This is a genomic window from Rickettsia endosymbiont of Culicoides newsteadi (genome assembly GCF_002259525.1).
In the GTDB taxonomy this organism is placed as follows: domain Bacteria; phylum Pseudomonadota; class Alphaproteobacteria; order Rickettsiales; family Rickettsiaceae; genus Tisiphia.
On the sequence record NZ_MWZE01000039.1, the window covers coordinates 1 to 10,611 of the forward strand.

A 10,611-nucleotide genomic window follows, 5' to 3' on the forward strand; every position below is an offset into this window, starting at 1 on the left:
GTCGCCATATTGCTATTATTAAATTTATTCATTATCTATCATTATAACTTATATTAACCTCTATGTTAAGTGCTATAAATTAGGATCTAGAGCATCAAATACAATGTGAGCTATCATCGCCCATACCGCATTATTATTTTCAAAAATTTTAGATAATTGTTTAAATACTGCAAAATCTGTTTTATTTAATTCAGCAAGCGAAGTGGTAACACGCATACCCTACAATTTTTTATTTATTTCCTTATGATGAGTAAAAAAGTTGACTGCTAAGCGTCATTGCGAGGAGCTGCTTTAGTAGCGACGAAGCAATCCATGAGAATTAGTATAGATACATCAAGACTATATGGATTGCTTCGGAGGCTTACTCCTCCTCGCAATGACGTTTTTATGCTGTTTAATACTTATAGAATAAAAATTGTAGGGTAGGTAACACGTGGCAACTGAATGGCTATCAAGAGTAGCTCTGCCATGTCCTGGCATATGTTTTCATAATGGCAATGCCATTTTGAGCGTTTATTGCCATTATTGCTTCTTTACACAAATCAGATACTTGATCAACAAAGCTTCCAAAGCTACGTTTTATAAATTGCTAAATTTTTAATATTAATGTTTATATAGGATTATTTTTAAAACCCAAAGAAGTAAGCATATGCATGGTCTCCAATAGTGGTAATCCCATAATATTGGAGTATGATCCGTATATGCTAGGAATAAAAGCTTCAGCATAGCCGTGAATCATGCAACCACCTGCTTTATTGATTCCTTCATCTAGGCTACAGTAAAATTCTATCTCTTGATGACTCAGTTTTTTAAACTTGACTATAGTTTGCACTATTTTTTGTCGTGTTAAGAGTTGTTCGGAAGTTTTTTTTATTATACAGACCCCTGTATAAACCCTATGACGTCTTCCAGATAAAATATTAAGACAATATCTAACATCTTCACTTGTTAAAGCTTTGGGTAATATTTTTCTGCCACGAGCTACAACAGTATCAGCTGCTATAATTACAGCTTCACCAGTTATTTGTTGGGCAACAGCTTTTGCTTTTTCCTGTGCCAATCTTATCGCTAATTGATTTGGTAATTCTCGCAAATATTCTGTTTCATTGATATTAGCAGGAATAATTTGGGTGGGAAATATTTTGATTCTTTTTAGCAATTCAAGCCTTGCCGGTGATTGCGATGCTAGAATTACATCTATATTATGCTGTTTTAAAGAAGTACCTTCTACATTTGACATAAATATGAAAAATCTTAATGACGATGGATAACACGACCTTTTGTTAAGTCGTAAGGAGTCATTTCCACTGTTATCTTATCCCCAACAAGTATCCTAATACGATTTTTACGCATCCTACCAGAAGTATGGGCGATAATAAAATGACCATTTTCTAGCTTCACTCTAAAAGTTGCGTTAGGTAAAAGCTCAAGGACAACCCCTTCAAAATTAATTAGCTCTTCTTTGGTCATTACAACTTAAATTAAATTATATTTAAAATGGCTCCCCGGGCCGGACTCGAACCAGCGACCGAACGGTTAACAGCCGTTTGCTCTACCACTGAGCTACCGAGGAACATTTACCTTACCCTTATAACAAATCTTTTGTCTAGGGTCTAGTGTTTTCTTGTTTTTTCTCTAAAAAAAATTATATTTCCTGTATAAGTCTATTAAAAACTGCTATAGTCAATTTAGGAGAATTTGGGGCTAGGAGCGACGAGTGACAACGTCCCCAATTTCTCATCAATTGACTATACTATGCTGGTGTATTTGAGCATTCATTACCAATCCAAAGCCAATAAGCATTGACACCATCATTGTACCACCATAAGATATAAATGGTAAAGGTACGCCCACTACTGGTAATAATCCCATCACCATAGCTATATTTATAAATACATGACTAAATAGGATCGATGTTATGCCTATTACCATCAATTTACTAAATGTTGTTCGACAATTAGTAGCAATCATCAATGAAATTACTATAATTGCCGAATAAAGAGTTAATAGAAACAAACTACCAACAAAACCAAATTCTTCAGCAAAAGTAGCAAAGATAAAATCGGTCTGATGCTCTGGTAAAAAATTTAGATGGCTTTGACTACCTTTGGTAAGCCCTTTACCCCATAACCCACCAGAGCCAATAGCGATTTTTGATTGGATAATATTATAGCCAGCTCCAAGCGGATCTTTCTCAGGATCCAAAAAAACCATGACTCTTTTTCTTTGATAATCATGCATCACTTGCAAAATAACCGGTACGCAAGTAACAACGATAATACCAATTATCATAAAATTTCTTACTCTAAAACCAACAGCAAAGAAAATAACACTAGCAATAATGATAGTAATCACTCCAGTACCTAAATCCGGCTCTTTTATTATCAGTAAAACTGGTACTATCACAGCTATTATAGGCAATAAAATCTTATGAAATCTGGTAAAATCTTCAGTTTTTAATTGATGAAAATACCTAGCTAACATTAACACTATTGCTAGTTTTGTCGGTTCAGAAGGCTGCAAGCGGACAACTCCTAAATCTATCCAACGTTTTGCTCCCATAGCAATAGAGCCAAAAAGCTCAACACTAACTAATAAGATAATAACTGCAATATAAAATATATATGAAAACTTAAATATATATTTTATGTCAATAATCGTAATAATTATCACAATTGGTATAAACAGGAAAAAAATTATCATCTGCTTATATGCCCAAGGTTGAATATTACTATCCGAAGCGGAATATAGTACAACAAAACCAATACTACAAATTATGCTAATAAGAATAATTAAAGTAATCGGTAGTTTTTTTAGTTTTTCAAAATAATTTCCTTGAATTGACATTTTAGGTAGATATCCATAAAAATTAACTATAAAACAATAATAAATATTATATAATTATGCTCTTTAGAGCTAACCCAATAATATTACTCAGTCATTGCGAGAAGCTACTTTAGTGGCAACGAAGCAATTGTTCATATGACAAACTTCATGGATTGCCACGCTCACGTACGTTCGCTCGCAATGACGGAAGTATTTTTACCCAACGTCATTGCGAGAAGCTACTTTAGTAGCGACGAAGCAATCCAAAAATAATTAGAAATTGCTTTGCTACCTTGCAATGACGGTGTAATGTTAGTCGGATTAGCTACAAAGTTTAACACAACGATAAAGAACATGAAATTATTATTACATAACACACTAACTCGCAATAAAGAGGTTTTTGTACCGCTAGATAATAATCTAGTGAAAATGTATGTTTGCGGTCCAACTGTCTACGATCACCCCCATATTGGTAATGCTAGATCCGTAGTAGTATACGATATTTTATATCGCTCACTAAGTAAAATATTTGGTAAAAATCATATAAAATATGTCCGTAATATTACCGACATTGATGACAAAATAATAAATAGAGCCAGAGAACTCAAAATAACTATTCCTGACTTAACAGCCAAAATTACAGAAGAATTTCATTGTAATATGCAATATCTAGGTTGCAAAACACCAAATATCGAACCAAAAGCTACTATGCATATTGATGATATGGTGATGATTATTCAAAAATTACTTGACCTAAACCATGCTTATATGGCAGATAACCATGTTTATTTTGATATTTCTACCTCTCCAGATTATACAAAATTATCAAATCGTAATCTTAATGAAATGCTAGAAGGAGTACGTATTGAAAATAATCTATCAAAAAAGCGCCCCCATGATTTTGTCTTATGGAAACCAGCCAATAAAGATGAAGAAATATTGGCAAATTTTGATAGTCCTTGGGGAAGAGGTAGACCAGGATGGCATATAGAATGTTCAGCGATGAGCTATAAATATCTAGGAGAAAATTTTGATATTCACGGTGGTGGAGCAGATTTAATTTTTCCTCATCATACTAATGAAATAGCACAAAGTACCTGTGCTTTCCCGAACTCTTACTTTGCTAAATATTGGGTACATAATGGATTCTTAACCTGTAATGGTGAAAAAATGAGTAAGTCGCTCAATAATTTTATTACGGTAAAAGATTTGATAGATAAGAAAATCCCAGGTGACGTGATTAGGTTATTGCTAATGAGCAGCCATTACCGCAAACCATTAGATTACAACGATAAGGCTTTAGAAGATGCTAAAAAAACAATAAATTATTGGTATAGAGCGACAGAAAATTTAGATATTAACAAGCTTGATGTTCAGAATGTTCCAGAGGAATTTTGCTCAAGCTTATTTGATGATCTGAACACCCCTCTTGCCATAAAAATAATCAACGATTATGCCAAATTGGTTTTTGCCAGTACCACAGAAGACGATAAATACACCTATGCATCCTACTTGCTTTCTTGCAGCAATTTTATCGGTCTAATGACCAAGCCAGCTAGTGTGTGGTTCCATTATACAATAAATGATCAACAGGGCGATCAATTAATTATGCAGCTTATTGCCCAAAGACAACAAGCAAAATTACAAAAAGATTGGCTATTAGCCGATCAAATTCGCCAAGATTTATTGCAAGATGGCATTATTCTAGAAGATAAACCAGATGGATCAACTATTTGGAGAAAAACTTGATTATCAAGAATAAGACGTTTATTAGCGAGTATAGTCAATTCAGGGGAATTTGGGGCTAGGAGCGATGCCTATAAGTAATAGGCAAGCGACGAGGGACGACGTCACCAACTTCTCATCAATTGACTATAGTATTTTTGCTACAACGAAGCAATTTCTAGTTACTTTTTGAATTACTTCGTTGCCTATGTTTCAATGCTTAGATTTGTCTATAGCAAAACCTATTGAATTAGGTGATATTATGATAAAGTAATATGCATATCTCCTATAACGTCTATGCTATAATCCTCGCCACCATAGTTAAATTCTAGATGACCATCAGGGGTAAGAGATAAAAAAAGGAGATGGAAATCATGTCCTGTAAGAGTGACAGTAGGCCCTCCTGCCCTTACAGTTAATGATTCTCCAAAAGTCGAATCTCTAACAACTACAGCAGGTTCTGCTGCTTCTATTCTTTCTTCTGTTCTCAATATTCTTGGTGTATTTGGTATATTAGGGGCGGTCATAATATTTTCCTATTTAAAAATTATTTTGTGCATTATATATAATTTAATTTTTTACGCAATATCTTATACGTTTTTAAAGATTTTGTCTGAAAAAAGCTGTTCTCTAAGCGTCATTGCGAGCGAACGTATGTGAGCGTGGCAATCCATAAAGCTCGTATAGTCAATTGATGAGAAGTTGGGGACGTTGTCGCTCAATGCTCGCCTATTACTTATAGGCGTCGCTCCATCGTTCCTAGCCCCAAATTCCCCTGAATTGACTATAATATGGATCAACTATGTTTCGCAATAAAAATTTAAATAAATTTGGTGTAAATTTATTATAAAGCTATATAATTAAATCTACTTAAATCAACTGCAGAAGCTATATTTGCTCAGCCATATTCAACAACAAATTATATTATGAAAATCAATGTGGAAATTATTCGCACTTATCAAGATTGGAAAAATCATAAATTTATCAATAAACTATTAGTCAAGAAGGTTGCGTGTGCTATATTAAGTAGATATAAGAATTTTAAAGGAGTTGCAAGGTTTGAGCTAGCGATATTACTAACTGATAATAATGAAATGTTAAATTTGAATAGCCAATTTTGTGGTAAGGGGAAAGCTACAAATGTGCTATCATTTCCTGATATAGAATTAGACTTTCGGCATTTACTTGAATTTACTCCTAATGTAGGTTATATGTATTTGGGAGACATAGCTTTTGGGTATGAAATAATTCAGAGTGAAGCGATAAGTCAAAATAAAAGCTTTAGGGATCATTTTATACATCTTTTGGTACATAGTATTTTGCATTTACTTGGCTTCGATCACCAAAATGACGAAGAAGCAACTATTATGGAAAATTTAGAAGTAGAAATATTAAAGGATTTTGCTATTGTTTCTCCATATTAACAATTATGCTAGGTTATGTGAAAAAAGAAGATATTTCCTCTATTAACTCTAAAAAGGCTATGCTTACAAATCCTTCAAAATTTGATATTCTTAAATCTTGGTTCTTTCGTCTGTTTCTTAAAGAAAAGATAGAGGATAATTTTTATTATACTATTAAAAAGCTAAAATCTAACAGCAAGAAAATGGCATTGGAAGAAAAAAAGATTTTTATGAATCTTTTGAAATTTGGTCATAAAACTGTAGAAGATGTAATGATTCCTAGATCTGACATTAAGGCAGTAAAATTAACCACTAGCGTGGAGGAGTTAAGCAAAATACTTAATAGCAAAATACCTCATACTAGAACGTTAGTTTATGATGAAACGTTGGATAATATAATTGGTTTTATTCATATAAAAGATTTGTTTAAGATACTTGTTACTAAGCAAGATATATCGTTGAAAGGAATAATTCGTAAACCTATCATTTCTGCTCCTTCAATGAAATTGATAGATTTATTAGCGAAAATGCGAAGAGATCGTGTGCAGATATCTATAGTTGTTGACGAATATGGTGGAACTGATGGTATTGTCACCATTGAAGATATTATGGAAGAGATAGTTGGTAGAATAGATGATGAGCATGATAAAAAGTCGGATAATGATAATTTCAAAATTATCAATAATAATACCATTTTATCAAATGCTCGAGTGAAGGTTGAGGAGCTTGAATTGGCTCTTGGAGTGAAGTTAAAAACAGAAAATGATGAATTCGATACAATTGGTGGCTTAGTTTTAGCAAAAGTAGGTAATGTGCCTTCGGTTGGTATTAAAATTGATATTGAGGAACAGGTTGAACTTGAAGTAATCGAGGCAGATCCGAGATCACTTAAGCAGGTTAAATTAAAATTAAAAAATGGTACATTATTACCTAATTATACTTTATGATTATCGCAACTAATTTAGCCATGAGTTATGGTGCAAAAATATTATTTACCGACGTAAATGTTCATATCAAAAATGGTAATAGATATGGGCTTGTTGGAGCGAATGGTGCTGGTAAATCTACTTTTTTTAAAGTTCTAATTAAAGAAGAGGAAGCAAGCATTGGTGAAGTCAATATAGTTAAGAAGGCTCGTATTGGTTGCTTGAAACAAGATCAATTTATTTATGAAAATACTTCAATTATTAATACTGTTATTGCTGGTAGAAGCGAATTATGGCAGGCTCTACAAGAAAAGGAAAAAATATTAGGGAATGAGAAATGTGATGAGGAAAGCGGTTATCGGTTAGGTGAATTGGAACAAATTATTGCTGATAATGATGGATATATCTCAGAAATTTTTGCCATTGAGCTACTTCTAGGTTTAGGGATACAAGAAAAATATCATCATCAACCATTATCCGTTTTATCCGGCGGCTACAAACTTAGAGTATTACTAGCCCAAAGTTTATTCAACAATCCTGATATATTATTACTTGATGAGCCGACCAACCATCTTGATATAGTATCGATTTATTGGCTAGAAAATTATCTAAAACAAAAATTCAAAGGTGCTTTAGTATTTATTTCGCACGATTTGACTTTTCTTAATAATATTTCTACCCATATTTTGGATATAGATTACGGTACCATCAAAACTTATACTGGTAATTATGATATTTTTATTCGTGATAAACAGCTAATTGCCGATCAAAAGCTTAAGGATCTTACTAATATAGAGAAAAAAATTGCTACTATGCAGGTTTTTGTTGATAAATTCCGGGCTTCCGCTAGTAGAGCTAAGCAAAGTAGCTCACGAGAAAAGCAAATAGAGAAAATGGAATTACCTGATATACAAAAAAGTTCACGTATTAGCCCGTATTTTAATTTTAAGCAAAAAAGACCATCTGGAAAATTAGCGCTACAAGTTAAGGGTATTTCTAAAAATTATGAGAATAAAAAAATATTAAATAATGTAAGTTTTACTGTAACAAGAGGAGAAAAAATTGTTATTATTGGTCCAAATGGTATTGGTAAATCTACTTTACTAAAAATCCTTCTTGGTAAAATATTCTCAGATTTGGGAAGTTATGAATGGGGATACGAAACTCAAATTTCTTATTTTGCTCAGGATCATCATGAATTACTCAATGAAAATATCAACGTTATTGATTGGTTATCCAACCAAATACCTACTGAGAATGACAATACGTTGCGTAGTATATTAGGTCAATTATTATTCCGTAAAGATGAAGTAACTAAGAATATTTTAAATTTGAGTGGTGGAGAAGGAGCTCGTTTATTATTAGCCAAAATTATCTTAGAAGAAAGTAACATATTGGTATTAGATGAACCAACCAATCACTTAGATATTGAATCTAAGCATATGCTAAAAAATTCACTAATTAACTACCCAGGTACTCTAATATTGGTAACTCATGATAGAGATTTTGCTAGCAGTATAGCCACAAGGATTATTGCACTATCCCGCCAAACTATTACTGATTTTAAAGGTAAATATCAGGAATATTTAGCTAAATATAGCAATGATTACTTAGATAGTAACTGGGTATTGGCAAATAAGGCGGGGAAGTAGTCTATTAAGTTTTTTGTAGACTTATAGTCAATTGATGAGAAGCTGGTGACGTCGTTGCTCAATGTTCGCCTATTACTTATAGGCGTCGCTCCATCGCTCCTAGCCCCAAATTCCCCTAAATTGACTATAGCACATAAGCGTCAGTTTAAGAAAGCAATAATTGAAAAACCATCGTTGAAAGGAAGCCTTAAGCTGATGAAGCAATCCAGAAAAGTGATTAAAAAGATATGATTTTTGCCGGAATAGTGTAGCTATTTCAAGAAAACCATGTTTACTCGTAGCCAAAAAGAGCCAAATATGGAATTACTTTCATTATCGCAGCCAGCCTCCTAGGACGTTTTAGCTTTCTTGCCCGAATTAATAATCCTTTCATATAATATTCGGGTTAATGGGTTATACATAAGAAACAACAAAAACATAGTTGAATTATATTCAAAATATATTATAAGTTTTAGTTACAAGAAAAATAATATAGTCAATGTCAAAATTAAAAAATTGTATATACAAAGTTTTTTCCAAAAAAGAAAATAAAGCAAATACTATACTGGTATGTTGGGATTTTGATTGCACTGTAGTAAACGGGCATATTCATTCTTTATTAAAACATAAAAATTTTCAACCTATAACATATGAAAATTGCCTTATTACAAACGGTAGCATAGAAGAAGGGTATACAATAAATAGTACTTATGATCCACATCAAATTCAAGAGATAATGAAACCATTATTACGTTCTGATAAGTTTGGATTAAACCACCGTGATCAATTAAAAGATACGTTTAATTATTTATTAAACAAAGGTTATAAAGTGGCTATTACTTCTCATACCCGATATCCTGATACAATTAAACCAGCATTAAAAAAAATGGGCTTAACTGAGAAACAAATTGAAAAAATCGATATAATAACAGGCGTTCCCATAGGCGGAATAAAAATGGGAAAGAACTTACATATTGAAGAGGCAATGAGGCTTAATGGTATTACAGACTACTTCAATGTAGTATTAGTAGATGATGATGTACGTAATTTAAATGAAGCACAAAAAATAGGTGTGCATGCTATTTTAGTAGGTTCAGATATTAAAGGCAATATGTTATCACTTATTAAAGGGATAAAGTATCAAAAAGTTACTGATACTGGAGAATTTAATAATATATCTAAGGCGCATCAATCGAATCAAATCGAAGATAACTCGAACATATTAGATTCTGAAATTCCTAAATCAGTACAAAAATATCTTCACGTAAGTATGCAACCAATACAAGTGCATAATTACAGTAATGCAATTAAATCAGACACCCAATTACTGGGAACAGAAGAGTAACCGGCATCATTGATACCATACATTATTTAATTCTGATTTAGAGCGGCACTATAGTCAATTCAGAAGAATTTGGGGGCTAGGAGCGATGGAGCGACGCCTATAAATAATAGGCAAGCATTGAGCGACGACGTCCCCAACTTCTCATCAATTGACTATAAAGCATCATCAAGACCATCTAGCCTACGACTCAGAGAAGATAAAATGAGTCTATAGCAACCTGGTTAAATCTTGTCAACAGACCCTAGCTAGCAAAATGTGATGCAAGTGGCAAGATAATTGTGGAGCTAGGAAAGAAGGTTGATAGCATTAGTGCTACTGCTAAAACGAACTAGTTTCTGAGGATAGCAAGCTTAGCGGGCTGTGGATTTAGGGATAATTTCTAACGAACTTCCCCACAATTCCACAGCCACAACTACAGCAATCTAAATTTTCAAAATATTTGGAACACCCAATTATTGCATTTTCAGCAATTCATTAATTTTATTAATAGACATACCTGTCATCTTAGCAATTGACCCCACAGAATTGCCATTCTTTAACAACAGCTTTACCAATTCAGCTTTACCCTCAGCTTTACCTATATAGATACCTCTAGCTTCACCTCTAGCTTCACCTCTAGCTTCACCTCTAGCTTCACCTTCTTCGATATATTTTTGTGCAATAGTTCTCATAATAACGCCTTGTTCTTCTTCTGATAAATATTTGGTTAGTACTTCCTCCAATTCTGATTGCTTTTCCTCAGGAAGCTTAGCGTC

General features: G+C 33.0%; 12 protein-coding genes, 1 tRNA gene and 1 pseudogene. 6 read left to right on the forward strand and 8 right to left on the reverse strand.

Features of this window, described 5'->3' with window-relative positions; genetic code table 11:
* Positions 1-72: 72 nt before the first annotated feature.
* The 5 genes from RiCNE_RS07500 to rodA form a co-directional block, all read right to left on the reverse strand.
* Positions 73-216: a hypothetical protein gene (locus RiCNE_RS07500; RefSeq protein WP_157905668.1), complete on the reverse strand. Its 144-nt coding sequence runs from the start codon at positions 214-216 to the stop codon at positions 73-75.
* A gap of 394 nt (positions 217-610) precedes the next feature.
* Positions 611-1,240, reverse strand: coding sequence for a Maf family protein (locus RiCNE_RS03820; RefSeq protein ID WP_094649297.1), 630 nt, complete (start codon positions 1,238-1,240; stop codon positions 611-613).
* A gap of 14 nt (positions 1,241-1,254) precedes the next feature.
* On the reverse strand, positions 1,255-1,470 hold the full coding sequence (gene infA / locus RiCNE_RS03825) for a translation initiation factor IF-1 (RefSeq protein ID WP_094649298.1): 216 nt from the start codon (positions 1,468-1,470) through the stop codon (positions 1,255-1,257).
* A 28-nt stretch (positions 1,471-1,498) separates the two neighbouring features.
* Positions 1,499-1,573: transfer RNA gene (locus RiCNE_RS03830), tRNA-Asn, on the reverse strand.
* Positions 1,574-1,740: 167 nt separating this feature from the next.
* Positions 1,741-2,841, reverse strand: coding sequence for a rod shape-determining protein RodA (gene rodA, locus RiCNE_RS03835; protein WP_094649306.1), 1,101 nt, complete (start codon positions 2,839-2,841; stop codon positions 1,741-1,743).
* A gap of 339 nt (positions 2,842-3,180) precedes the next feature.
* Between rodA and cysS the strand changes: the two genes are divergently transcribed.
* Positions 3,181-4,575, forward strand: coding sequence for a cysteine--tRNA ligase (cysS, locus tag RiCNE_RS03840; protein WP_094649299.1), 1,395 nt, complete (start codon positions 3,181-3,183; stop codon positions 4,573-4,575).
* A gap of 236 nt (positions 4,576-4,811) precedes the next feature.
* Here the strand turns inward: cysS and RiCNE_RS03845 are convergent, their stop codons facing one another.
* The gene (locus tag RiCNE_RS03845; protein ID WP_094649300.1) at positions 4,812-5,078 is read right to left on the reverse strand and encodes a hypothetical protein; all 267 of its coding nucleotides are present in this window, start codon (positions 5,076-5,078) and stop codon (positions 4,812-4,814) included.
* A 63-nt stretch (positions 5,079-5,141) separates the two neighbouring features.
* Positions 5,142-5,351 carry a palindromic element RPE2 domain-containing protein gene (locus RiCNE_RS03850; protein ID WP_094649301.1) on the reverse strand — a complete coding sequence of 70 codons (210 nt, stop codon included), beginning with the start codon at positions 5,349-5,351 and terminating at the stop codon, positions 5,142-5,144.
* Positions 5,352-5,477: 126 nt separating this feature from the next.
* On the opposite strand from RiCNE_RS03850, the gene ybeY reads away from it, so the two are divergent.
* The 5 genes from ybeY (at position 5,478) to RiCNE_RS07505 (ending at position 10,069) form a co-directional block, all read left to right on the forward strand.
* A complete protein-coding gene (gene ybeY, locus RiCNE_RS03855) occupies positions 5,478-5,975 on the forward strand; it encodes an rRNA maturation RNase YbeY (protein WP_094649302.1) in 498 nt (165 codons plus the stop codon).
* Positions 5,976-6,034: 59 nt separating this feature from the next.
* Positions 6,035-6,901 (forward strand): hemolysin family protein, encoded by an 867-nt coding sequence (locus RiCNE_RS03860; RefSeq protein WP_410525744.1) that lies wholly within the window; start codon positions 6,035-6,037, stop codon positions 6,899-6,901.
* A gap of 20 nt (positions 6,902-6,921) precedes the next feature.
* Positions 6,922-8,532, forward strand: a complete 1,611-nt coding sequence (locus RiCNE_RS03865; RefSeq protein ID WP_239832665.1) for an ABC-F family ATP-binding cassette domain-containing protein — start codon at positions 6,922-6,924, stop codon at positions 8,530-8,532.
* 478 nt (positions 8,533-9,010) lie between these two features.
* Complete coding sequence (locus RiCNE_RS03870) at positions 9,011-9,856, forward strand: HAD family hydrolase (RefSeq protein WP_094649305.1); 846 nt, start codon at positions 9,011-9,013, stop codon at positions 9,854-9,856.
* Between the two features lie 69 nt (positions 9,857-9,925).
* Positions 9,926-10,069, forward strand: a complete 144-nt coding sequence (locus RiCNE_RS07505) for a hypothetical protein (protein ID WP_157905669.1) — start codon at positions 9,926-9,928, stop codon at positions 10,067-10,069.
* Between the two features lie 239 nt (positions 10,070-10,308).
* On the opposite strand, the pseudogene RiCNE_RS07510 reads toward RiCNE_RS07505, so the two are convergent.
* Positions 10,309-10,611: pseudogene (locus tag RiCNE_RS07510) on the reverse strand (Rpn family recombination-promoting nuclease/putative transposase); the annotation flags it as partial.

Bases quoted from the DNA above. Each gene is read 5' to 3' on its own strand.
- RiCNE_RS03865 (WP_239832665.1), top strand. From the start codon at position 6,922: ATGAGTTATGGTGCAAAAATATTATTTACCGACGTAAATGTTCATATC.
- infA (WP_094649298.1), bottom strand. From the start codon at position 1,470: ATGACCAAAGAAGAGCTAATTAATTTTGAAGGGGTTGTCCTTGAGCTT.
- RiCNE_RS03845 (WP_094649300.1), bottom strand. From the start codon at position 5,078: ATGACCGCCCCTAATATACCAAATACACCAAGAATATTGAGAACAGAA.
- RiCNE_RS03870 (WP_094649305.1), top strand. From the start codon at position 9,011: ATGTCAAAATTAAAAAATTGTATATACAAAGTTTTTTCCAAAAAAGAA.
- cysS (WP_094649299.1), top strand. From the start codon at position 3,181: ATGAAATTATTATTACATAACACACTAACTCGCAATAAAGAGGTTTTT.
- RiCNE_RS03860 (WP_410525744.1), top strand. From the start codon at position 6,035: ATGCTTACAAATCCTTCAAAATTTGATATTCTTAAATCTTGGTTCTTT.
- RiCNE_RS07500 (WP_157905668.1), bottom strand. From the start codon at position 216: ATGCGTGTTACCACTTCGCTTGCTGAATTAAATAAAACAGATTTTGCA.
- RiCNE_RS03820 (WP_094649297.1), bottom strand. From the start codon at position 1,240: ATGTCAAATGTAGAAGGTACTTCTTTAAAACAGCATAATATAGATGTA.
- ybeY (WP_094649302.1), top strand. From the start codon at position 5,478: ATGAAAATCAATGTGGAAATTATTCGCACTTATCAAGATTGGAAAAAT.